Origin of the sequence: Xylanibacter rodentium, from assembly GCF_013166575.1 — a bacterium.
Lineage (GTDB): Bacteria > Bacteroidota > Bacteroidia > Bacteroidales > Bacteroidaceae > Prevotella > Prevotella rodentium.
The window spans coordinates 36,806-59,442 of sequence record NZ_JABKKE010000022.1; the positions used below are offsets into that span (position 1 = coordinate 36,806).

The window sequence follows — 22,637 nt, forward strand, 5'->3', positions numbered from 1 at the left end:
GACTCCTAAGGAAAACTATTTCTCACGTTTCAGAAGGTTGGCCATGAACTCACGAAGCTGCGCCTTACGTTCATCCGCCACAGCAACAAGAGCAAGACATTTTTCGCTCTCGGCAAAATAATGGTTTATACGAGCCTCACAAATTTCACGTATACCAAGTTGATTGTATATATCCGTAACAGCTGCAATCTTTTCGGCACGGTCAAATTCGCGGGCATTTATCCAACGGTCGAGTTCGGCACGCTGAAAGGCGTCGGCACGCTGAAGGGCATTGATAAGCATATACGTCTTCTTATTTGACGTGATGTCGCCGCCAATGGCCTTTCCAAACACCTTAGGATCACCATATACATCGAGCAGATCGTCTTGTAACTGAAATGCTAGGCCAAGCTGCTCGCCAAACTTATACAACAAGTCGGCATCAGCGGCAGGAGCATCGGCCAAAATGGCCCCTATCTTCATGGCACAGGCCAAAAGCACGCTTGTCTTGAGACGTATCATCTCTATATATTCATCTTCGGTCACATCGTTGCGGCATTCAAAATCCATGTCGTACTGCTGTCCCTCTCCAATCTCGAGAGCCGTCTCGGTGAAAAGGTCGAGAACGGGTTTGAGCTTGCCGGCATCGCACTGTGCCATGCGCTGATAGGCCACAACGAGCATCGAATCGCCGGAAAGAATGGCTGTGTTGGCATTCCACTTGCGATGTACGGTAGGCACTCCGCGGCGTACATCGGCATTGTCCATAAGGTCGTCGTGCAACAATGTATAATTATGATAGGTCTCAAGGGCACAGGCTGGCATGAGTATGCTCTCGGGATTATCCTTGTACATATTGTATGCAAGCAGCATCAGTACCGGACGAATGCGCTTCCCTCCGATGGAAAGCACATACTTTATGGGTTCGTATATTGTTTCCGGTTTACGATTGTAGGTCAGACCATCGATAAACCCGTTGACTTTATCCAGAATTTCCTTGGGTGTAAACATATTATTATAAGAATTATAGATTATGAATCGTAGTTTTTATCAGAAGAATTTACAGAATGTACTACAACTTGAATACTACCGGTATACGCACCATTGTACGACAAGGTCTGTCATTCTGCATGCCGGCATTCCATGCCGGCATTTTCCGTAGCACACGCAACACCTCACGATCGCAGTTTGGTTCGAGCGGTGCCACAATCCTGAGATCGGATATGGACCCGTCGGTGCCCACGACAAACTGTGACATCACCCTGCCCTGCACCTTGCGCCGACGGGCCGAATCGGGATATTTGAGATTGAGCGTAAGCCATCTCATAAACTCGACAGGGCCTCCGGGATATTCTGGCAGTTGCTCTACTATACGGAAATTGAGCGGATTGTCGTCAATGTCGGGATTGAGAATCGGAGGCATATCCTCGGCGTCATCAGGCTGCGGCGGTTCAAACTTTGCTATATCCAATATTTTGTCTGCATCACCGTCGGTGTCGCTGCCCTTCTCCTCGGGCATTACAATCTCTGCATCATCGTCAAGAATCTTCATGCGATCGGACACCGACTTTTCATTACGGGCTTCAGGCATCTTTAACCGGACAGGCAGGACAAGTGGTATCATATCGTCATCCTTACGATGCAGTTCGTCAAGCATGCTCATATCGGTATCTATCGTGCCACTGTCGTCAGAAGAATATTCGAAAGCGACAAAAAAAGCTGTCAGCACCACGGCAAATGACAAGAGAAACCTCGCAGTTCTCTTATCCTCCAAGTCGGCTTTTTTACTCTTCTTAATCTCCATCCAATTATAATATTCACCGGTATTTTGCGTTATAATATCATGAATATAACGATTTGCTGCTACAAAATTAGCGCAGATATTTGAAAAAAGGCGTATCTTTGCCGACAAAATAGTTTAAATGGATGAAAAAAGTCGTTTTTGCCATACTTTTCATATTGTTTCCCGTCATCACACAGGCACAGGAGAGTCGTACAGACTACAACTTTCTGCGACTGCCCATGAGCGCACATGCCGCAGCATTAGGCGGGGACAACATCACTATAATCGAAGACGACCCGACCTTGATATTCCACAACCCGGCACTTATCAGTTCGGTAAGTGACAAATCAATCAACCTGAACTACATGACATATATGGAGGGTGTCAAGACCGCAAGCGCATCGTTCGTGAGAATGGCCGGTGAAAAAGCCACATGGGGCGTATCGGCACAGTATATGGACTATGGGACAATGAAAGAAATGACACCTGACAACATACAGACGGGAACATTTTCAGCCAAGGACATAATGGTGGGCGGAACGTTTGCATATACCCTGACCGACAAATTGGCCGGTGGAGTGACAGGAAAGTTCATCACATCAGCCATCGGTGGATACAACTCCGTAGCCGTTGGCGTAGATTTGGGGTTGAACTACTATTCGCCCGAAAACGAGCTGTCCATATCGGCTGTGGCCCGAAATTTGGGAGGACAGGTAAAAGCGTTTGATGATGAGTTCGAGAAGATTCCATTCGACCTACAGATTGGTATCAGCAAAAAACTCGGCAATGCCCCACTCCGTTTCTCGGCAACGATGACCGGACTGAACAACTGGGAAGGACGCTTCGCCGACCATTTTGTAGTTGGTGCCGATGTGATGATAACAAGCAACATTTATATTGCCGGAGGATACAACTTTCGCAGAGTGAAAGAAATGAAGGTGCCCGAGGAAGAAGGCGAGAGCAGCCACGGAGCCGGCCTGTCTATAGGAGCCGGTCTGCAACTCGAACGGTTCAAAATGCAAATGGCATACGCGAAATATCACGTATCGTCAACATCACTGCTGTTTAACGTAACATATACATTATAATAATGTTTTCTTTAGGAGTAAAAAAGAAAGATTTATGAAGAAGATAACAATCGCAATCGACGGATTCTCATCGTGCGGCAAGAGTACGATGGCCAAAGACCTGGCCCGTGAAGTGGGCTACATCTATGTAGACACCGGGGCAATGTACCGTTGCGTAACACTATATGCACTGCACAACGGACTTTTTGACAAAGACAACAATATCGACATTGCAGAGTTGGAAAAACGTATGCCACAGATAGTACTGTCGTTCAGCCTCAACAACACAACAGGTATGCCGGAAGCATGCCTCAATGGTGAGAACGTAGAACTGGACATTCGCTCTATGGAGGTGTCAAAACGTGTAAGCCATATAGCGGCCCTGCCATTTGTGCGTCGTGCACTCGTGGAACAACAAAGACGGATGGGCAAGGAGAAAGGCATTGTGATGGACGGACGTGACATTGGTACAACGGTATTCCCCGATGCCGAACTTAAAATTTACGTCACTGCCAATGCACGTGTAAGGGCACAACGCCGTTATGACGAACTGAAGGCAAAAGGCATTGAGGCAGACTTTGAAAGTATACTCCACAATGTGGAAGAGCGCGACTACATTGACTCCCACCGTGAGGTTTCACCACTGACCAAGGCCGCCGATGCCATCGAGCTCGACAACAGCCGGATGACTCTCAGCGAACAGAAGCAATGGCTTCTCGACAGATTCCACGAGGCGACAGAGCAATAACCCCAAAGCGAATAAAAAGGCAAAATAAATGGAGAATTATGACAGCCGCCAAGGCCGTACATAATTCTCCATTTATTATTATTTGTATATACAGACAACCGGACCGCCTGACCGTGTCAGTTGGCCATCTCGGAGATGAACTTTATCCTCACAAGGCGTATCTCATCTTCCGAACAGTCCTCTCCCAGCTCGTCGATTGCAGTCTCGAGATCGTCGGTCTCCGAATTCCGGAAATAATCATATATGTCATCGACATGATCCTCGTCCATCACTTCTTCAAGGAAATAGTCAATATTGAGCTTGGTACCGGAATAAACAATGGCCTCCACCTCGTCAAGCAGATCTTCAAACTCTATACCCTTGGCATTGGCAATGTCATCAAGAGCTATCTGGCGGTCAATGCTCTGAATTATGCTGACCTTCAACACTGATTTCTTGGCTACCGTGCGCACACGCAAATCAGCCTGCCGCACAATATCGTTCTCGTCGCAATAGCGTTTTATCAGGTCTACAAACTGCTTGGCATAAGGCTGCTTGATTTTACCCTCACCAACACCTTGAATGTTTTTCAACTCATCGAGCGTTACCGGATAGTCTGTAGCCATCTGTTCGAGCGACACATCCTGAAATATCACGTATGGAGGACGCCCCATCTTTTTTGATACCTTCTTGCGCAAATCTCTCAACATGGAGTTTAGCATTGGATCGAGCGCACTCGTACCACCGTCGTGCTCCAATACAAAATCTTCGTCTTCGTTAAATTCTTTATCCTTTACAATCATAAACGGCTTTACTTTCTTTATAAATTTCTTGCCTTCCGATGTTATCTTGATCAAACCATAATTCTCTACATCTTTTTTAATGTAACCTGCAATAAGAGCCTGTCTGATGAGTGGGCTCCAAATGCTCTCATCTTCATCCTCACCAGATCCGAACAGTTCGAGTGTATGGTGCTTGTGGGCCAATATTTCCTCGGTCTCACGTCCGGTTATGAAATCTATAACATAGTCCGAACGGAAGTTCTCCTTGATGGCAGCAATGGCATTCAGAGCTATCAGCAACTGTTTCTCGGCCTGTATCTTCTCCTTCGGATGACGACAGTTATCGCAGTTGCCGCAGTTTTCCACATCGTAGACCTCACCAAAATAATGCAGTAGCATCTTCCTACGGCACACTGAGGTTTCAGCATATGCCGATGTCTCCTGAAGCAGCTGCCGGCCTATGTCTTGTTCTGCCACAGGCTTGCCTTCCATAAACTTGTCGAGTTTCTGCAAATCCTTATGAGAATAGAACGTTATACAAAGTCCCTCACCACCATCACGACCGGCACGTCCGGTCTCCTGATAATATCCTTCGAGACTCTTGGGTATGTCATAATGTATAACGAAACGCACGTCCGGTTTGTCGATACCCATTCCGAAAGCTATTGTGGCCACTATAACGTCTATTTTCTCCATCAGGAAGTCGTCTTGTGTCTGCGAACGCGTCGAAGAGTCAAGACCGGCATGATACGCCGCTGCCTTTATTTCGTTAGCACGGAGAATAGCTGCAAGCTCTTCCACTTTCTTACGAGAGAGACAATAAATAATACCACTCTTTCCACTATGCTGTTTTATGAACTTGATAATGTCTTTGTCCACAGCATTAGTCTTCGGACGCACCTCATAATATAGGTTAGGACGGTTGAAAGAACTCTTGAATTCCTGTGCATCGGGCATCCCGAGATTCTTCTTGATGTCCGTTCGGACCTTGTCCGTAGCCGTAGCGGTAAGGGCTATCACCGGAGCCTTTCCAATCCCGTTTATGATAGGCCGTATACGCCGGTATTCCGGCCGAAAGTCGTGCCCCCATTCCGATATGCAATGAGCCTCGTCTATGGCATAGAACGAAATCTTAACAGTCTTGAGGAAATCCACATTATCCTCCTTGGTCAGTGACTCCGGAGCCACATACAGCAACTTAGTATGTCCGGCCCGTATGTCATTCTTAACCTGATCGATGGCCGCCTTATTTAGCGACGAGTTAAGATAATGTGCCACTCCATCGGTTCCACACAGATTACTTATGACATCTACCTGATTCTTCATCAAGGCTATCAACGGAGAGATTACTATTGCAGTGCCATCCATAAGCAATGACGGTAATTGATAACATAACGACTTACCACCTCCCGTGGGCATGAGCACAAACGTGTCTCTGCCAGCGAGAACATTACTTATTATGGCTTCCTGATCACCTTTGAACTTGTCAAAGCCAAAATATCTCTTCAGAGATTCCGTGAGATTAACCTTATATGCCATATTATCGTGATATAGATTATTTATGTGTGTTACGCTTCCAACTGATGAAGGTGGGATTTGTCAAGTTGCCTACGGGCATAGTCAAGAGTAACATTGAATGTCTTGGCCTTCTTCGACGGCACTTCAAACATGGCGTCCATCATAATGCTCTCCACAATCGAACGCAGTCCGCGAGCTCCCAACTTATATTCAACCGCCTTGTCTACCACAAGGCTGAGAACCTCGTCACTAAACGTAAGTTTGATTCCGTCCATGTCAAACAGTTTGACATACTGCTTGATGATAGAGTTTTTGGGTTCCGACAATATCCTGGCCAGAGCCTCCCTGTCAAGCGGATTCAGATATGTGAGAACAGGCAGACGGCCTATTATCTCGGGTATCAGTCCGAAAGACTTCAAATCCTGTGGCAAAACATACTGCATCAGGCCACTTTTATCTATCTTACGGACATTCTGAACCGAGTTGTATCCAACAACATGAGTATTCATGCGCTGGGCTATCTTCTGCTCTATTCCGTCAAAAGCTCCTCCGCAGATGAACAGTATGTTCCTTGTGTCCACATGTATGTAATCTTGATCGGGATGCTTCCGCCCGCCCTTTGGCGGTACATTGACAATAGTACCCTCAAGCAGTTTGAGCAGTCCCTGCTGCACGCCCTCACCACTAACGTCGCGCGTTATTGACGGATTGTCGCTCTTGCGGGCTATCTTGTCTATTTCGTCTATGAAGACTATACCACGCTCCGCAGCCGCAACATTATAGTCAGCCACCTGAAGCAAACGCGAAAGTATGCTCTCCACGTCCTCACCCACATATCCGGCCTCTGTGAACACCGTCGCATCGACAATGGTAAACGGTACATCAAGCATCTTGGCTATAGTCCGGGCCAGAAGAGTCTTTCCCGTACCAGTGCTTCCCACCATTATTATGTTGCTCTTCTCAATCTCCACACCACTGTCATCCTTCGGCTGTTGCAAACGCTTGTAATGGTTGTAGACTGCCACCGAAAGAAAACGCTTGGCCTCGTCCTGACCGATGATATATTCATCGAGATATGACTTTATATCCTTTGGTTTGGGAACTTTCTTGATATTGAAATTCCCGTCATCATCCCCTTTTGCCGATACGTCACCAGCTGCCGGTATGGCGGATTGGACTATCTGATAAGCCTGTGTGGTACAGTCCTCACAGATAAATCCATTAAGCCCTGTGATGAGCAGGCGCACTTCCTTCTCCCCACGTCCGCAGAAGCTACAAACTTTCTTCATCGCCACCACTTCTTACTTTTTCCTCGTCAACACGTTGTCTATCATGCCATACTCCTTGGCCTCGTCGGACGTCATCCAGTAATTGCGGTCAGAGTCGTTCCACACTTTCTCATAAGGAGTATGCGAATGGTTGGCGATAATGGTATACAGTTCCTTTTTGAACTTCATTATCTCCTTGGCCTCTATCTCGATATCCGAAGCCTGCCCCTGCACACCGCCCAACGGCTGATGTATCATAACACGACTGTGGGTCAGCGCCGAACGCTTGCCCTCGGCACCTGCCACAAGCAACACGGCTGCCATAGAAGCAGCCATACCCGTGCATATGGTGGCTACATCGCTTGATATGAACTGCATCGTATCGTAGATGCCCAGACCGGCTGTAACACTTCCGCCGGGCGAATTGATGTATATGGAAATATCCTTACCTGAGTCCACAGAGTCAAGATAGAGCAACTGTGCCTGCAAGGTATTGGCCGTATAGTCGTCAATCTGTGTTCCCAGGAAGATTATACGGTCCATCATCAGACGCGAGAAAACGTCCATCTGTGTAACATTGAGCTGACGTTCCTCAAGTATATACGGGTTAAGATACTGAGCCTGCGAGCTCACCACTTCGTCAAAAACAAGGCCGTTGATGCCTAAATGCTTGGTCGCATATTTTCTGAAATCTTTCATCATTTTTGTTTCCTTTCTATATCCAAACCGAAATAAAAAGGGAGGTTATCGACCTTTTTATTCGTTCGTTGGAACAAAATTAATAAAAAAAGTCGATAACCTCCTTAATTGTGAGATTATTTTTTAGAAAAAACAAATTATTTTTCCTGCATCATCTTGTTGAAATCGTCGAGTGACATAGTTTTCTCGTTGAGCTTGACTATGCCCTTGAGAGCGGCAATAAGTTTCACATCAATGGCACGGTCAACGAGAGAGTCGATATTCTTGCGCTCCTTCAGCATATCATCGGCATACTTATCGAGATATTCATCGGGCACGTTTGTCATACCATACTGTGCAAACTGTGCACGGGCCGACTCTATAGCCACATTCTTGATATCCTTGTCGTCAACCTTGATCTCGTTGGCAGCGACAAGCTGCTCCTTGATAAGATGCCACTTGAGTTCCTTTATGCTGGCCTCGTAGTTGTCCTCTACAAACTTCTCATCCTTGTCCTTGTTATTGTTCTGCATGATACGCTTCAACAAAGCGTCCGGGAACTGCAGTTCGCCCACTTTATTCTCAATGTAAGCACGTGTATCAAGCAAGAACTTATAGTCTGTCTCAACTGCGAGCTGCTCCTTGATGCCTTCGGCTATCTTCTGACGGAAAGCGGCTTCATCCTTTACCTCATCCTTACCGAACACTTGATCAAACAGTTCCTGATTTACCTCTGCCTTTACGAAACGCGAAACTTCATTAACCTGGTATGTAAAGTCAGATGTCATTTCTGCCACTTTCTCCTTGTCAATCTTCAGAAGCGAAGATACCTCGGAATCGTTGTCTGGATAAGCCTTGCGGGGATTGAATGTGATGATGTCACCAAGTTTGGCACCGTTGAACAGATTCTTCTGCTCTTCCACCTTGATGTATTCCGGCATCATTACGGCACCCTCCACGGTAATACCGTTTTCTTTCACATTACCTTCAGCGTCAAGTTCGCGCAAGTCGCCTTTCAACAAGTCACGCTGTGCGGGATCGTAAGCCTCCACTTTCTCATGATGGCCTGTACGTGAGCAGAACATATCCACCTGCTTTTCCACGAGAGCGTCGTCAACCTCAATGTTATAGTAGTCAACCGTATCGTCGGCTGTCATTTCGGCCTTAAACTCAGGAGCCACAGCTATATCGAACACGAACTCCATAGTCTCGTCCTTCTCAGGGTCAATCATTTTCTGCTTGTCACTCGGCAGAGGTTCGCCAAGCATCTGTATCTTGTTCTCGCGTACATATTCATAAAGTTTCTCGCCAAGCAACTTGTTCACCACGTCCATCTTGACAGAAGTACCGAACTGACGTTTAATCATTCCCATTGGAACCTGACCGGGACGGAATCCGGGCACATTGGCCTTCTTGCGATAGTCTTTCAACTGCTTGTCTACAGCTGGCTGATAGTCCTCCTTCTCGAAAGTCAAGGTCATCAGACCATTGATTTTGTCGGGGTTTTCAAATGAAATATTCATCTTAATTTTATTATTATTAATGTATTAGTCGTTTTTTTCGAGGTGCAAAAATACGGATAAATGCCGTAAACTCCTAACGTTTACGATTTTTTAACTATTTCCAAGAGCCCCTCCCGGTAGGGTGGCCATAATTTGTCTGTCATTTTTAGTATCAAAATAGCATCAAATTTAGCAATAACTGTATGATATTTAAATAATTGACTTTTTATATTGTAGCTCAAAAATGAACGTTATATGAGCAGAGTCGTTAAAATACAAAATTACTCAATTGCAACAATGTCATATTCTGTATTTTAATAAGTTGGTCAACAGAATTAAATTAGAACGCGCCCCAACGGGGCAACAAGCCCATAGCCCGGGGCAGAGCGAAACGGCACCCCGGGAATCAAACACCGACACTCCGCGCCCTGCAAGGGCAAAAGCATAAAAACACAAGGGATGTAAAAAAAATGTAAGTATTTGATAATTAACGCTTTTGCCCTTTCAGGGCGAATGTATGAATCGTATTATTCCCGGGGTGCCGCTTCGCTCTGCCCCGGGCTATGGGCTTGTTGCCCCGTTGGGGCGCGTTCTGGTTTAATACTGTGACTAACTTAATATATTTTTGACTATGATTTCAGAAATGAACAATAAGTTTTGGACGCCCTACCCTCCTGGGCTCCCCAAGGGGAGGTGAAGCCGCATGGGGATTTATCTTGTGCGGTCGGTTCCTCCCCTTGGGGAGGTTAGGAGGGGCTTACTCCTGGAAATCTTTCTTACGCAAAACGAAGTCGCGTCCGAGATATTTCTCGCGAACAATCTTGTTGGCAGCGAGTTCCTCCGGATTACCTTGGAAAAGTATCCGCCCCTCGAAGAGCAGATAGGCACGGTCGGTGATGCTCAGAGTCTCGTGCACGTTGTGGTCGGTAATGAGTATGCCAATGTTGCGGTCCTTCAACTGCCAGACAATCTTTTGAATGTCGCCGACGGCAATGGGGTCGACACCGGCAAAAGGCTCGTCGAGCATGATAAACTTAGGATTTATGGCCAGACAACGCGCTATCTCTGTACGGCGGCGTTCACCACCGGAAAGGCGGTCACCGGTATTCTTGCGCACTTTCTGTAAACGGAATTCGCTTATAAGGCTCTCAAGCTTGTCGAGCTGCTCCTGGCGGTTGAGTTGCGTCATCTCGAGCACAGACATGATATTGTCCTCCACGCTCAACTTACGGAACACGCTGTTTTCCTGTGCCAGATAGCCGATACCGGCCCGAGCACGTTTGTAGACGGGATAGTCGGTGATCTCAAGATCGTCAAGATAAATATGTCCGCCGTTAGGCACGATGAGCCCCGTCGTCATATAGAACGACGTGGTCTTTCCGGCTCCGTTGGGACCGAGCAGGCCCACAATCTCGCCCTGACGCACATTTATTGACACGTCGTTCACCACTGTGCGCTTGCCGTAACGTTTCACCAGACCCTCCGTACGCAGTGTCATACATTCCTTGGCAGCCGGTGTGGCAACCGTATTGTTGTCTATGCTGTCGCTCATGTGATTAAGTACTTAATTGTTTAAACGGCACAAAAGTACATCAAAAAAACGAGAATACGGACGATTGGAGCGAAAAACAGATATAAAGATTAGATAACGCGGCATAAAATGCCGGCTTATAATCGCACGAACATTAAACCACGAGCGTGCGCGAAGAAACCTGCAAAATAGTTGCACGATAGAATAACTTTCATTACCTTTGCAACATGAAGCGTCGGATATTGACATACGGTGGTTACTTCGAGGCATTCATGAGAACCTTGAAGGAAAAGGAACAAGAGAAAATCCAATATGGTCTTCTCTTGCTCAAAAGCCAAGAAAGACTTCCCAAGAAGTTCATCAAACTAATCAGGGACGGACTGTACGAGTTACGTACTGAATATGGAAGCAACATCTTCCGGGTGTTTTTCATATTTGATGAAGGAAAAGTCGTTGTCTTGTTCAATGGCTTTCAAAAGAAAAGCCAGAAGACACCGCCAAATGAAATTGAAAAAGCATTAAAGATAAAGGAGGCATATTATGCAGACAAACAATCATCAAATAGTTGACTACGACCTCGTACTTGACCGGAAGTTTGGCAAGGAAGGGACACAAGAGCGTATCAAGGCAGAAGAAGACGCTCTTTCTTTCTACTCCGGCCGAATACTGCTTGATGCACGCAAGGAGGCAAAAATTACTCAAACGGAACTGGCAAAGCGCATCAACTCCACCAAGTCCTATATATCCAAGGTAGAGAATGGAGTAATAGTACCCAGTGTCGGTGCGTTTTACAGAATCATCAACGCACTCGGAATGAGGGTGGAAGTCGTCAAAACGATATATTAGGAAATACCAGCCAAAGACAATGAAGGGTTGTGTCAAAGTGCTATGATTAAATTTTGACAATAATGAGATTATACACTGGCATGATAAAGAAAATGATTTTTTTTAGAAGAAAGATAAGAAAATAAATCCACAACACTATGACTTCGTATAATATTTTTATAAAGAGGACGTACCGTGGTTCCAATCGGTTTATACTGTGCCTTGATGGATCTGTGCCAAAACAGGCTCAACCTCTTAGAAAAACCAATTAATTATTTTTACAAAACACTTTCTCGCTCATCACAAAATCGCATTTTCCCGCCAACACCCCGAAAAACACCATTTTTCGGTCAAAACAGGACACACTGATAATCAGCAAGTTACGCTCACATATTCATAACAACACCTTGTAAAGAAAGCAGAGAGGCCCTCGCGAGGTTGCCGTAAGGGCCTCCCGGCCCTGCAACGAGGCCGTTGCGAGAAGACAACTACGCCGTAATGGCATCACCGGGAGGCCCTTACGGCAAGAGACAGACACTCGAAATGTGTGTCAAGAAAGCAGAGAAGGCCTCCCGGCTTTTCTATTTCGAGAAAAAAGAAGTGCGTTTTTTTAAGAAAAAGCGAGACAATACTACTTTTTCCATACACTGTCACCAAAAGGCATCCGCCTTGCCATATTACTACAGGACTGACGAAGTATCGGAGCCGGCGGAGTATCCGGATTAATGGCGAAGCAGAATCAAGAGCAAGACGGTGATGCCCCGTAATGAAGCATATTCTCTCATAAGCACTTAATTAGATAACGCACGTGAAAAAACTCCAAAAAAGACTACCACCGGCAGACAAGACGATGGCGAAAAGAATATTTTCAGTATCTTCGCACCATGAGATTGCAATTGTATCTGCAATTTGGAATACAACCAATCTGATGTCTAACTAATAAAACAAGGAGGATAACATTATGAACTATTCAGAGAAAAAACACAATGCAAGCAATGAAGAGAAGACAACCATCAAAGACTATCCCGAGATGAACCAGGGACTGCCCGTACAGCAGGTGATAACCGACGGGGAGGAGCCTACAGCCAAGGAGTTGAGAGACGCCACACGCGAGATGGGCATAGACATTGACACGCCCGACCGCGGATAACTTTTAGTTAAGAGTGTAGAGTTGTGAGTGCAAAGGTATGATTACCCTTGGTGGTTGAGCTATCATAAGGTAATCATACCTCTGCACTCACAACTCTGACATCTTCACTTTAAGTTAATATCCGTTGTTATTTTCAAAAACTATTCGCGATATTGCAGTTTCTTGGGTATTTTGGTTATTTTTGCACAGTTAAAATCCAAAATACCCACAAAACGGTCTGACGACCGATGAAATGGGGCAAAACAACAACACATCAAAATGTTACTGTCTAAATATCTTAACACGCTGGGACGCTACTTGATGCTCATGGGACGTACATTCCAAAAGCCGGAACGAATGAGAATGTTCTTCAAGGAATATATCAAGGAAATGTCGCAATTGGGGGTCAACTCAATAGGCATCGTGCTGCTAATATCGTTCTTCATCGGTGCTGTTATCTGCATACAGATGAAACTCAACATACAAAGCCCATGGATGCCCCGATGGGTGACGGGCTACACCACAAGAGAAATTATGCTGCTTGAGTTCTCCTCGTCGATAATGTGTCTGATACTGGCAGGCAAAGTGGGGTCCAACATTGCTTCAGAGATAGGCACAATGCGTGTTACGCAACAGATAGACGCCCTTGACATAATGGGTGTCAACTCAGCCTGTTACCTCATACTGCCCAAAATATTGGGACTGATAACCATAATGCCGTTTCTTGTAATATTCAGCTCAGCCACAGGCATACTCGGAGCCTACGGAACGGCATATATAGGGCACGTCCTGAGTCCGGAGGATCTGACATTGGGACTTCAGCACACTTTCAACCCATGGTTTGTATGGATGAGCATTATCAAGAGCCTGTTCTTTGCGTTCATCATATCGAGCGTGCCGTCATACTTCGGCTACACGGTGGAAGGCGGGTCGGTCAATGTGGGCAAAGCCAGCACTGATGCCGTAGTGAGCAGCAGCGTATTGATATTATGTTCAGACGTGTTCCTGACGCAGTTGTTGTCGTAGTTTTTTTCAGGATTAAAATTAGTTAGCGGGAGTTACCGCTCCTTACGGCCGCTCAGTAGTCAAAGACAAATGTCTTATAAAACCATCCACAGGGCCGTTGTCTTTAAATCCCGAGTGGGCACAGCCCACGATAACTCCTCTAACTCCCTTTAACTCCTTAAAATAAAAAAAGAATATGATCGAAATAAAGAATCTCTGCAAATCATTCGAAGACAAACAAGTACTGAAAGACATCAGCGCTGTGTTCGAAAACGGAAAAACCAATCTGATAATAGGACAGAGCGGCAGCGGAAAAACAGTATTGATGAAAAATCTCGTGGGGCTGCTTGACCCTACAAGCGGCGAAGTACTGTACGACGGTCGCGACTTTGTAGCAATGTCAAAGAAAGAAAAAATCATGCTTCGACGTGAGATGGGTATGATTTTCCAAAGTGCAGCATTGTTCGACTCACAGACCGTGTTGGAAAACGTAATGTTCCCTTTGGACATGTTCTCAAACATGAACCTTCGCGAACGCCAACAGAGGGCACGCACATGCCTCGACCGGGTGAACCTGGTGGAGGCCGAGCGCAAATATCCCGGCGAGATATCAGGTGGCATGCAGAAGCGCGTTGCCATAGCACGCGCCATAGCGCTGAATCCGAAATATCTGTTCTGCGACGAGCCAAACTCTGGATTGGACCCGAAGACATCGCTCGTAATCGACGAACTACTGCACGGCATCACACAGGAATTTGACATTACGACCATCATCAACACACACGACATGAACTCGGTGATGGGCATCGGTGAGAACATCATATACATATATGAAGGGCAAAAGGAATGGCAGGGACATAGCAAAGACATCATGGAATCTACCAACCGCAAACTTACCGACTTCATCTTTGCCAGCGACTTGCTAAAACAAATGAGGGCCGCAGTAAGAGGAAAAGAATAAAAAAAACGTCAAATCTGATTTTCATTAACGTAAGATATCATAAACTATTCAAAACACACATTGTTTGCACTTTCTTAATGCGTATCTTTGTCTCGTAAGTATATAATTAATGTATAACATTCTGACTAAATGATTATCACGACTATGAGACAAAGACTTTTTTTTATCATCGCATCACTGATGATGCTCGCACATGCAACAAAAACGGAAGCCTGTACCGGTATCACACTCAAAAGTATGGACGGCCGGACAGTAGTGGCACGAACCATTGAATGGGGAGGCAGCAGTCTGGAAAGCAGCTACGTGATTGTGCCTCGGGGATATACACACAGTTCTTACATCAACGGCCAAAAAGACGGGATGCAGTTTAAAGCCCGATACGGATATGTGGGCATGGCCGTGGAAACAGAAGAAAATGTAACCGAAGGACTAAACGAAGCGGGACTATCGGCCGGTCTGTTCTACTTTCCACATTACGGAATGTACGAGAAATTCGACCCAAGCAACAGACATACAACCATAGGAGACCTTCAAGTTGTAGCATGGATTTTAAGTAACTTCAAGACTATAGACGAAGTTAAAGAAAGCATCAGAAATATACACATAACAACGGCAGATCCACGATCCTCTACCGTGCATTGGCGCATAGCCGAGCCTTCGGGACGACAGGTGGTATTGGAAATCGTTAATGAAAAAGTGAATTTCTATGAAAACACTTTGGGGGTTCTAACCAACTCTCCGGGATTTGAATGGCATATGACCAACCTGAACAACTATATCAATCTGCGGCCCGGCACAGAAGAGCCGCGCGAATTCGCCGGGATTACAATGGCCTCGTTCGGGGCAAGCAGCAGCATGCTCGGTCTGCCGGGCGACGCCACTCCGCCGTCAAGATTCGTAAGGGCCGCATTCTACAAGGCCACAGCGCCACAAAAAGCCACAGCCAATGAAAGCGTGATGCAATGTTTTCAAATACTGAACAATTTTGATATACCTGTAGGCATAGAGTTTGCCGGTGGAAAAATCCCGTCAGACATCCCCAGTGCCACTCAATGGACCGTAGCAACAGACATGAGCGGCAAAAAGATATACTACCGCACAATGTACAACAGTGCCATACGATGTATAGATCTAAATTCAATTGATTTCGGAAAGGTAAAATATCAGTCGGCTCCACTTGACAAAGTAAAAACACAGCCGATAACGATGATAAAAATAAAATAGTTAAATTGAATTAAAAATCGGGGGGGGGTAAAACGTGTATAAATATTTTTATTACCTTTGCAAGCAAAGCTGCCGTTTTGTTGAGAAACGGGTCTTCGCTTGGCAAAATGGTACAATATAGGTTAAAAGAAGACCCACTTTTAATATCTAAAACTCGAAAAAACAGTTTATATATGACAATGGCGGTATCAAAATCTGGAACATCCCAGATTTGATACCGCCCATATATTTCATAAACATGTATTGGGAAAACAGTTCTATCTCATCTTCCAAACTCCATCATGCTCAATCATCGGCACCACAATCTCTTCCCGCACACTATCACCGAAGCACAGCATGAGATACACCAATGTATGTCCGGAGATGGAATCGGTCTTGACCCGCAATACATCCACGCCACTCATACCTTTATGTTCACGCTGCTGAATGACAGCAAACATCTTGGCATTGGTTGTCAACTGCTCACGGTAACCGTCAGGAATGGTGTCAGGAACATTAAGTCCTGCTACATATTCGGCATAACGCCCCGCTATAAGATGGTCGTAATATGTCTTCGCCGCCCGTGCTGCCAATTCCTCGGGTGCTGGCTTCGACTCACCGCATGCTCCAAAGAATACAGGCACAAACATCAGCGTGCACATTGACATATATCTTGTCATGGCATAAAGCCTTAGGCTAATGACACTCAGGCAATGGCTACGCATCTACTTCTGACGTATGAAGATGTTGACAGGCGTGCCGGTAAGTGTCCAGTTCTCGCGCATCTTGTTCTCGAGGAATCGACGGTATGGCTCTTTGACATACTGCGGCAGATTTGCATAGAACACAAATGACGGTATCTGCGTGTTAGGCAACTGTGTACAATACTTTATCTTGATATACTTTCCCTTGATAGATGGTGGCGGATAGGCTTCTATCAGCGGCAGCATCACTTCGTTGAGCTTCGATGTCCCGATCTTTGCCTTGCGGTTAAGATAAACTTCTTTTGCAGTTTCAAGCACACGGAAAATACGCTGCTTGGTGAGTGCAGAGGCAAAGATAATCGGGAAATCGACAAACGGGGCCATACGCTTGCGAATGGCTGCTTCGAACGTATCAATGACTTTCTGGGTCTTGTCTTCCACAAGATCCCACTTGTTGACCACAACCACAAGCGACTTGTTGTTCTTCTGTATCAACTGAAATATGTTCATGTCCTGTGCTTCGATACCTCGTGTGGCATCTATCATGAGTACACAGACATCGCTGTTTTCTATGGCACGGATGGAACGCATCACACTATAGAACTCCAAATCTTCAGTAACCTTGTTCTTGCGGCGTATGCCGGCGGTATCGACAAGATAGAAATCAAATCCGAACTTGTCATAACGTGTATAAATACTGTCACGTGTGGTACCGGCAATCTCTGTCACGATGTTGCGTTCCTCACCGATAAAGGCATTTATCAGACTGCTCTTTCCTGCATTTGGGCGCCCGACAATAGCAAAGCGAGGTATGCCGTCTTCTATCAGTTCGCCGCCATCGGTGGGCAACTTGTCGAGTACAATGTCAAGCAGATCGCCAGTGCCACTGCCTGTGGCCGCACTTACACAGTAAGGCTCGCCCAAACCGAGTGAATAAAACTCGGCGGCATAATACTGATGTACATTATTGTCGGCCTTGTTGGCCACGAGAATTACAGGCAACTTGGAACGCCGCAGGATTTTGGCTACATCCACATCGAGATCAGTAACACCGTTTGTCACATCAACGAGAAAGAGAACCAGACCGGCCTCTTCTGTGGCTATGATTACCTGCTTGCGTATTTCCTCTTCAAAAATATCATCGGAATTGACCACCCATCCGCCGGTATCCACTACCGAAAATTCGCGGCCGTTCCATTCACACTTGCCATACTGGCGGTCGCGAGTGGTACCTGCCTCGTCGCTCACTATCGCCTGACGCGACTTGGTGAGACGATTGAAAAGCGTAGACTTGCCCACATTGGGACGACCTACTATAGCTACTAAATTATTTGCCATAATCTATGTATATTTATTATTAGAAACAACCCATACCAAATAGTGGGAACTGCCGCTTAAAAGCACCAGACACAGCATGACTTAATATTCAAGGCTGTTTCTATATTAATCACTGTTCTATCCATCTTATTCCGGATTGTATCCGAAATTATTAAGTTCTTTCTGCGAACTGCGCCAATCCTTATCTACTTTGACAAATACTTCAAGGTAGATGCTCTTGCCGAAGAATTTCTCAAGTGATTTGCGGCTTTCTGTACTGACCTTCTTAAGTGCCACGCCTTGATGGCCTATGATGATACCTTTCTGCGAGTCACGCTCCACGTAAATCACAGCACTGATATGTATGCGGCGGGCATCTTCCTTGAACTGCTCCACACTCACCTCCACCGAGTAAGGTATTTCTTTATCGTAGTAAAGCAGTATTTTCTCACGGATTATCTCACTTACGAAAAATCTGGCAGGCTTGTCTGTCAGCTGCTCTTTGTCGAAATATGGAGGACTGTCGGGCAGAAGTTCGCGTATGCGGTTGAGCAACATATCCACACCAAATTTGTTCTTTGCCGATATTGGCAGTATCTCTGCTGTAGGCAAAAGCCCATGCCAACGCTCCACAATGTCGCCCAATGTCGTCTGATCGCTTTGGTCTATCTTGTTAATAAGCAGTAATACAGGCACATTCATACGTGCCACCTTATCAAGGAAATCACGATTCTTCTCCGGATCTTCCACCACATCAGTCACATATAGCAAGACATCAGCATCTTGTAACGCCGATTCCGAAAAAGCCAGCATTGACTCTTGCAATTTGTAATTGGGCTTGAGCACTCCCGGAGTGTCGGAAAAAACAATCTGCATGTCGTCCGTATTTACTATGCCCATAATACGATGACGCGTCGTTTGGGCTTTAAAAGTGGCTATAGAAATACGCTCACCCACCAATTGGTTCATAAGCGTTGATTTGCCGACATTGGGATTTCCCACTATGTTCACGAATCCGGCCTTGTGCATAAGATATATCTTTAGTTTTAATTGACAAAAAAACGCACCTTAATCATAATCGTTAGGATGCGTTTTTTTGTTCTGTGTCTGATTTAATTGTCCGTTATTTAGCCGCTGCAGCCGAACCGTCATACGCCCACTTATAGTAAGAAGCTCCGTGAACAAATCCGGCTCCGAAAGCAGTGAAGATCAGATTGTCTCCCTTTTTCAAGCGATTCTCGTTTTCCCAAAGAGCCAACGGGATGGTGGCTGCACTTGTATTTCCCAAATGCTCTATATTGACCATCACATTGTCCATTGACAAGTCAAGACGTTTGGCAACGGCCTCAATGATGCGCATGTTGGCCTGATGGGGCACAACGAAAGCAATATTATCTTTGTTCAGTCCGTTACGTTCAGCTATGAGGGCACAGTCGTCGCTCATGTTCGTCACGGCATAACGGAACACCGTACGCCCCTCCTGATAGAGATAATGCAGACGATGGTCTACTGTGAAATAAGACGGAGGACAAACAGAGCCGCCGGCCTTCAGATGAAGGAAAGGCAGACCTTTGCCGTCGGTGCGGAAATATGAGTCTCGCAAACCGAGTTCCGGTTCGGTAGTACCTTCCACAAGTACAGCGGCAGCACCATCTCCGAAAAGAGCACACGTGCTACGATCCTTGTAGTCAACTACCGATGACATCTTGTCGGCACCTATAACGATTATCTTTTTATAGCGGCCACTCTCTATCATCGAGGCTGCCGTATCAAGCGTGTAGAGGAATCCACAGCATGCGGCCCACATATCAAACGCATATGCGTTTTTCAATCCGAGCTTGCCGAGTACGATCGAAGCCGTTGAAGGGAACTTGTAATCTGCAGTAGATGTTGTAACTATAAGTGCGTCTATAGTATCAGGATCTACACCTGTTTTCCGGAGCAACTGTTTCGCTGCCTTACGCGCCATGTACGAGGTACCAAGACCTTCTTCTGTCAGAATACGACGTTCCTTGATGCCGACACGCGTCATAATCCACTCGTCGTTGGTGTCAACCATTCTCGACAATTCCTCATTATTGAGTACATAGTCGGGAACATAGCCACCTATACCGGTGATTATCGCGTTGATCTTCTCCATTATTCAGCTACTTCTTCCTTTACGATAGCAATCTTACCCCTGTAGTAACCACAAGTCGGGCATACAGTATGATATACATAGTAAGCACCGCAGTTAGAACATACTGCCAATGTAGGTGCTACTGCCTTGTCATGGGTTCTTCTTTTAAGTGTGCGAGTCTTTGACTGTCTTCTTTTAGGATGTGCCATAATTCTTTAATGTTTTAAAAATCTTTTAATTTTTCAGTTTCAATAATTCGCTCCATCTCGGGTCTATAGTCTTCTCATCCACCCCACCGCTACTTCGGGTAGCTGAATAATGCTCTGTGAGCATCTCTATCATCGCACGGTTACATTTTCCAGGTGCATGCACGTGCTTAATGGGAATGTTCAAAACTACAAATTCGTATACGAACCATGATATATCGATAATACCTTCGTTCTCGTCAACTATCACGAGTTCATCCTTTTCCGAATAATCCTCACCGAAACGAGCCACGAGATGAGTGTCTGTTTTTATGTCCTGAGGGATATCGTCAAGACACCTGTCACACGGCACAATCACCTCGCCTTCAATGTGAAAGTCCAAATCAAAATAGCGCTCGGCAACTTTATGAATAAGCAATCCGACACACACTTTACCTTTATGCACTTCTGATGACCCGACAGCCTCAAAAAAGCCATCGTCAAGACTGAACTCAAACGTCGTATCGCCGTCTTTCAGCCCTTTCAAATCAATCTTAAAAGGTTCTAAACTACACATTTCGGGATGCAAAGGTACTAATTATTTTTCATATAAGACAATCTATCCGTATTTTTTTGGATCTTTTGCCAATAAAAAACAATAAGAAAACGGTGATTATCTGAGTTTTGTATTCAACAAGAGCATTTTACAAACCACTACATAAAAACCATAAATACCAATGTGCAGATTTGAAAGCATACGTCAAATTGTCCGCCACATAATCAAGTTCTATTCTGACAATGCACTATATCCTAAGTTCTATTCTGAACGTTGTTCCCTTACCGACTTCCGAACTCTTTACGTATATCCTTCCATCGTGATACTCTTCAACAATACGCTTGGCAAGCGACAGTCCCAGCCCCCAACCTCGTTTCTTTGTGGTAAATCCCGGCTTGAACACATTTTTTATGTCCTTGCGCTTTATTCCTTTACCAGTGTCCGAAACTTCAACAATAACCTTTCCACCTTCCTGAAATAATGCCAACACTATACGCCCATGCCCCTCCATTGCATCAACAGCATTCTTGCAAAGATTCTCAACAACCCATTCAAAGAGCGATGCATTCATCCTTACCGTCACATCATTATCCGGAAAATTGCGTACAATCTCTACTTTAGATGAAGTACGTCTGTCCATGTAATCAATCACATGCCCCAATATTTCGTTCATACTGCAATCTGTAGCCTCCGGCAGAGAACCAATCTTCGAAAAACGCTCTGCTATGCGCTCCAAGCGTTTCACATCCTTATCCAACTCGGGAATCAGAGTGTCGTCAGGATAGCTCTCCTTCAATATCTCCACCCAAGCCATAAGACTGGATATCGGCGTACCCAACTGATGAGCAGTTTCCTTAGACAAGCCTACCCATACCTTGTTTTGCTCAGCACGCTTTGACGACAGTAATGCAAATATAGCCACAACAACAAATATCAAAACTACACCAAGTTGTACATAAGGATATGAAGACAGACGTTTAAGCATGGTTGATTCATCATAACATACAAGCTGATAATCCTTATTGCCCTCACCTATATTTATCCGTATGTACTTTCCAGAACGGAACATATGACGCCCCAAAGCTGCCACATAGGAAATACTATCTGAAGCATTACCGGCCTGAATGTTTATGTTACGATAATCCATAACATTGCCACAAGGATCAAGCACTATCACCGGAATAGTATTGTTACCTTGAATTACATTAAGAATTAGAGTGACATCCGTATCTTCATCGGCATTGTTGAGAGCATGCAACGCCTGAGCCCATACCTCCATCTTATTACGTTCCTCATCGGAAAGATCGCGTACAAGGATATGTGAAACCAACAACGACGTGACAGCTATAACTACAGCCACCAGTACCAAAATTATCTTCACTTGCCTGATTCTGTCAGTCCATTGCATGAGATTTATTCTTTAATCATCTAATTTATTGAATACAAATTATCAATATTCAATGCATATATCTTTCGTAGCCATAACTAACACAAGACATATCCGATGAATATTTCCTAATAAGGAAAACGCAGATACAGCTTTCTTATTGCATCTCTCATGTAACGAATTGAGAATTTCATTAATTGCCAATTCTCAATTTCACATTATTCCCGACCGACCGTCCAAAACAGCCGGATATCTATCACATGGCAAGGCCACGGCCCCGGCAGGGTCCCACCCATACCATACATCCCACACAAACACAAAAAAAATCTCCCCCGCCCGTTTCACCGGACAGGGGAGACATAAAGAAAAGAAGGCGGCCTCCTACTCTCCCGCATTGCATTGCAGTACCAT

At 45.4% G+C, this 22,637-nt stretch carries 23 protein-coding genes; 9 read left to right on the forward strand and 14 right to left on the reverse strand.

All coding sequences use genetic code 11. The annotated features are described in order from the left end of the window. Positions 1 to 15 precede the first annotated feature (15 nt). Complete coding sequence (locus tag HPS55_RS11685) at positions 16 to 990, reverse strand: polyprenyl synthetase family protein (protein ID WP_172178498.1); 975 nt, start codon at positions 988 to 990, stop codon at positions 16 to 18. A gap of 61 nt (positions 991 to 1,051) precedes the next feature. After that, on the reverse strand, positions 1,052 to 1,783 hold the full coding sequence (locus HPS55_RS11690; RefSeq protein WP_172178500.1) for an energy transducer TonB: 732 nt from the start codon (positions 1,781 to 1,783) through the stop codon (positions 1,052 to 1,054). A gap of 122 nt (positions 1,784 to 1,905) precedes the next feature. Here HPS55_RS11690 and porQ point away from each other — a divergent pair, with 122 nt between their 5' ends. Both porQ and cmk read left to right on the forward strand, forming a co-directional pair. Continuing rightward, the gene (gene porQ, locus HPS55_RS11695) at positions 1,906 to 2,850 is read left to right on the forward strand and encodes a type IX secretion system protein PorQ (RefSeq protein WP_172178502.1); all 945 of its coding nucleotides are present in this window, start codon (positions 1,906 to 1,908) and stop codon (positions 2,848 to 2,850) included. 34 nt (positions 2,851 to 2,884) lie between these two features. Then, on the forward strand, positions 2,885 to 3,577 hold the full coding sequence (gene cmk, locus HPS55_RS11700; RefSeq protein ID WP_172178504.1) for a (d)CMP kinase: 693 nt from the start codon (positions 2,885 to 2,887) through the stop codon (positions 3,575 to 3,577). 116 nt (positions 3,578 to 3,693) lie between these two features. Here cmk and recQ read toward each other — a convergent pair whose 3' ends face one another. The 5 genes from recQ to lptB all read right to left on the reverse strand — a co-directional run bounded on the left by recQ (position 3,694) and on the right by lptB (position 10,856). Further along, on the reverse strand, positions 3,694 to 5,877 hold the full coding sequence (gene recQ, locus HPS55_RS11705) for a DNA helicase RecQ (RefSeq protein WP_172178506.1): 2,184 nt from the start codon (positions 5,875 to 5,877) through the stop codon (positions 3,694 to 3,696). A gap of 29 nt (positions 5,878 to 5,906) precedes the next feature. Then, on the reverse strand, positions 5,907 to 7,145 hold the full coding sequence (clpX, locus tag HPS55_RS11710; RefSeq protein WP_172178508.1) for an ATP-dependent Clp protease ATP-binding subunit ClpX: 1,239 nt from the start codon (positions 7,143 to 7,145) through the stop codon (positions 5,907 to 5,909). Between the two features lie 12 nt (positions 7,146 to 7,157). Then, positions 7,158 to 7,823 (reverse strand): ATP-dependent Clp endopeptidase proteolytic subunit ClpP, encoded by a 666-nt coding sequence (gene clpP, locus HPS55_RS11715; RefSeq protein ID WP_172178535.1) that lies wholly within the window; start codon positions 7,821 to 7,823, stop codon positions 7,158 to 7,160. 137 nt (positions 7,824 to 7,960) lie between these two features. Then, complete coding sequence (gene tig / locus HPS55_RS11720) at positions 7,961 to 9,325, reverse strand: trigger factor (protein ID WP_172178510.1); 1,365 nt, start codon at positions 9,323 to 9,325, stop codon at positions 7,961 to 7,963. A 736-nt stretch (positions 9,326 to 10,061) separates the two neighbouring features. After that, a complete protein-coding gene (gene lptB, locus HPS55_RS11725; RefSeq protein WP_172178512.1) occupies positions 10,062 to 10,856 on the reverse strand; it encodes an LPS export ABC transporter ATP-binding protein in 795 nt (264 codons plus the stop codon). 206 nt (positions 10,857 to 11,062) lie between these two features. Here lptB and HPS55_RS11730 point away from each other — a divergent pair, with 206 nt between their 5' ends. The 7 genes from HPS55_RS11730 (at position 11,063) to HPS55_RS11760 (ending at position 15,979) form a co-directional block, all read left to right on the forward strand. After that, positions 11,063 to 11,404, forward strand: a complete 342-nt coding sequence (locus HPS55_RS11730; protein ID WP_172178514.1) for a type II toxin-antitoxin system RelE/ParE family toxin — start codon at positions 11,063 to 11,065, stop codon at positions 11,402 to 11,404. Beyond that, positions 11,376 to 11,681 (forward strand): helix-turn-helix domain-containing protein, encoded by a 306-nt coding sequence (locus HPS55_RS11735; protein ID WP_172178515.1) that lies wholly within the window; start codon positions 11,376 to 11,378, stop codon positions 11,679 to 11,681. Before HPS55_RS11730 ends, HPS55_RS11735 begins: the two co-directional genes overlap by 29 nt. 453 nt (positions 11,682 to 12,134) lie before the next feature. Further along, positions 12,135 to 12,386: a hypothetical protein gene (locus tag HPS55_RS11740; RefSeq protein ID WP_172324977.1), complete on the forward strand. Its 252-nt coding sequence runs from the start codon at positions 12,135 to 12,137 to the stop codon at positions 12,384 to 12,386. Positions 12,387 to 12,621: 235 nt separating this feature from the next. Then, on the forward strand, positions 12,622 to 12,810 hold the full coding sequence (locus tag HPS55_RS11745; RefSeq protein ID WP_172178517.1) for a hypothetical protein: 189 nt from the start codon (positions 12,622 to 12,624) through the stop codon (positions 12,808 to 12,810). A 258-nt stretch (positions 12,811 to 13,068) separates the two neighbouring features. Further along, entirely contained in the window at positions 13,069 to 13,815 is a 747-nt protein-coding gene (locus HPS55_RS11750; protein WP_172178518.1) for an MlaE family ABC transporter permease, read from the forward strand. 175 nt (positions 13,816 to 13,990) lie between these two features. Next, positions 13,991 to 14,755 (forward strand): ABC transporter ATP-binding protein, encoded by a 765-nt coding sequence (locus tag HPS55_RS11755; RefSeq protein WP_172178519.1) that lies wholly within the window; start codon positions 13,991 to 13,993, stop codon positions 14,753 to 14,755. A 144-nt stretch (positions 14,756 to 14,899) separates the two neighbouring features. Beyond that, positions 14,900 to 15,979: a linear amide C-N hydrolase gene (locus tag HPS55_RS11760; RefSeq protein WP_172178520.1), complete on the forward strand. Its 1,080-nt coding sequence runs from the start codon at positions 14,900 to 14,902 to the stop codon at positions 15,977 to 15,979. A 257-nt stretch (positions 15,980 to 16,236) separates the two neighbouring features. Here HPS55_RS11760 and HPS55_RS11765 read toward each other — a convergent pair whose 3' ends face one another. The 7 genes from HPS55_RS11765 to HPS55_RS11795 form a co-directional block, all read right to left on the reverse strand. Further along, positions 16,237 to 16,638: a hypothetical protein gene (locus tag HPS55_RS11765; RefSeq protein WP_253945895.1), complete on the reverse strand. Its 402-nt coding sequence runs from the start codon at positions 16,636 to 16,638 to the stop codon at positions 16,237 to 16,239. Between the two features lie 45 nt (positions 16,639 to 16,683). Beyond that, the gene (gene der, locus HPS55_RS11770) at positions 16,684 to 18,000 is read right to left on the reverse strand and encodes a ribosome biogenesis GTPase Der (RefSeq protein WP_172178521.1); all 1,317 of its coding nucleotides are present in this window, start codon (positions 17,998 to 18,000) and stop codon (positions 16,684 to 16,686) included. A 126-nt stretch (positions 18,001 to 18,126) separates the two neighbouring features. Next, positions 18,127 to 19,008 (reverse strand): GTPase Era, encoded by an 882-nt coding sequence (gene era, locus HPS55_RS11775; RefSeq protein WP_172178522.1) that lies wholly within the window; start codon positions 19,006 to 19,008, stop codon positions 18,127 to 18,129. Positions 19,009 to 19,102: 94 nt separating this feature from the next. Next, on the reverse strand, positions 19,103 to 20,119 hold the full coding sequence (locus HPS55_RS11780) for a beta-ketoacyl-ACP synthase III (RefSeq protein ID WP_172178523.1): 1,017 nt from the start codon (positions 20,117 to 20,119) through the stop codon (positions 19,103 to 19,105). Then, positions 20,119 to 20,307: a 50S ribosomal protein L32 gene (rpmF, locus tag HPS55_RS11785; RefSeq protein ID WP_172178525.1), complete on the reverse strand. Its 189-nt coding sequence runs from the start codon at positions 20,305 to 20,307 to the stop codon at positions 20,119 to 20,121. The genes HPS55_RS11780 and rpmF overlap by 1 nt, the downstream gene beginning before the upstream one ends. Before the next feature lie 25 nt (positions 20,308 to 20,332). Then, positions 20,333 to 20,860 (reverse strand): YceD family protein, encoded by a 528-nt coding sequence (locus tag HPS55_RS11790; RefSeq protein ID WP_172178527.1) that lies wholly within the window; start codon positions 20,858 to 20,860, stop codon positions 20,333 to 20,335. Between the two features lie 226 nt (positions 20,861 to 21,086). Next, positions 21,087 to 22,247: a sensor histidine kinase gene (locus HPS55_RS11795; RefSeq protein WP_172178529.1), complete on the reverse strand. Its 1,161-nt coding sequence runs from the start codon at positions 22,245 to 22,247 to the stop codon at positions 21,087 to 21,089. Between the last annotated feature and the right edge of the window lie 390 nt (positions 22,248 to 22,637).

Bases quoted from the DNA above. Each gene is read 5' to 3' on its own strand.
- HPS55_RS11685 (WP_172178498.1), bottom strand. From the start codon at position 990: ATGTTTACACCCAAGGAAATTCTGGATAAAGTCAACGGGTTTATCGAT.
- HPS55_RS11690 (WP_172178500.1), bottom strand. From the start codon at position 1,783: ATGGAGATTAAGAAGAGTAAAAAAGCCGACTTGGAGGATAAGAGAACT.
- porQ (WP_172178502.1), top strand. From the start codon at position 1,906: ATGAAAAAAGTCGTTTTTGCCATACTTTTCATATTGTTTCCCGTCATC.
- cmk (WP_172178504.1), top strand. From the start codon at position 2,885: ATGAAGAAGATAACAATCGCAATCGACGGATTCTCATCGTGCGGCAAG.
- recQ (WP_172178506.1), bottom strand. From the start codon at position 5,877: ATGGCATATAAGGTTAATCTCACGGAATCTCTGAAGAGATATTTTGGC.
- clpX (WP_172178508.1), bottom strand. From the start codon at position 7,145: ATGAAGAAAGTTTGTAGCTTCTGCGGACGTGGGGAGAAGGAAGTGCGC.
- clpP (WP_172178535.1), bottom strand. From the start codon at position 7,823: ATGAAAGATTTCAGAAAATATGCGACCAAGCATTTAGGCATCAACGGC.
- tig (WP_172178510.1), bottom strand. From the start codon at position 9,325: ATGAATATTTCATTTGAAAACCCCGACAAAATCAATGGTCTGATGACC.
- lptB (WP_172178512.1), bottom strand. From the start codon at position 10,856: ATGAGCGACAGCATAGACAACAATACGGTTGCCACACCGGCTGCCAAG.
- HPS55_RS11730 (WP_172178514.1), top strand. From the start codon at position 11,063: ATGAAGCGTCGGATATTGACATACGGTGGTTACTTCGAGGCATTCATG.
- HPS55_RS11735 (WP_172178515.1), top strand. From the start codon at position 11,376: ATGCAGACAAACAATCATCAAATAGTTGACTACGACCTCGTACTTGAC.
- HPS55_RS11745 (WP_172178517.1), top strand. From the start codon at position 12,622: ATGAACTATTCAGAGAAAAAACACAATGCAAGCAATGAAGAGAAGACA.
- HPS55_RS11750 (WP_172178518.1), top strand. From the start codon at position 13,069: ATGTTACTGTCTAAATATCTTAACACGCTGGGACGCTACTTGATGCTC.
- HPS55_RS11755 (WP_172178519.1), top strand. From the start codon at position 13,991: ATGATCGAAATAAAGAATCTCTGCAAATCATTCGAAGACAAACAAGTA.
- HPS55_RS11760 (WP_172178520.1), top strand. From the start codon at position 14,900: ATGAGACAAAGACTTTTTTTTATCATCGCATCACTGATGATGCTCGCA.
- HPS55_RS11765 (WP_253945895.1), bottom strand. From the start codon at position 16,638: ATGACAAGATATATGTCAATGTGCACGCTGATGTTTGTGCCTGTATTC.
- der (WP_172178521.1), bottom strand. From the start codon at position 18,000: ATGGCAAATAATTTAGTAGCTATAGTAGGTCGTCCCAATGTGGGCAAG.
- era (WP_172178522.1), bottom strand. From the start codon at position 19,008: ATGCACAAGGCCGGATTCGTGAACATAGTGGGAAATCCCAATGTCGGC.
- HPS55_RS11780 (WP_172178523.1), bottom strand. From the start codon at position 20,119: ATGGAGAAGATCAACGCGATAATCACCGGTATAGGTGGCTATGTTCCC.
- rpmF (WP_172178525.1), bottom strand. From the start codon at position 20,307: ATGGCACATCCTAAAAGAAGACAGTCAAAGACTCGCACACTTAAAAGA.
- HPS55_RS11790 (WP_172178527.1), bottom strand. From the start codon at position 20,860: ATGTGTAGTTTAGAACCTTTTAAGATTGATTTGAAAGGGCTGAAAGAC.
- HPS55_RS11795 (WP_172178529.1), bottom strand. From the start codon at position 22,247: ATGCAATGGACTGACAGAATCAGGCAAGTGAAGATAATTTTGGTACTG.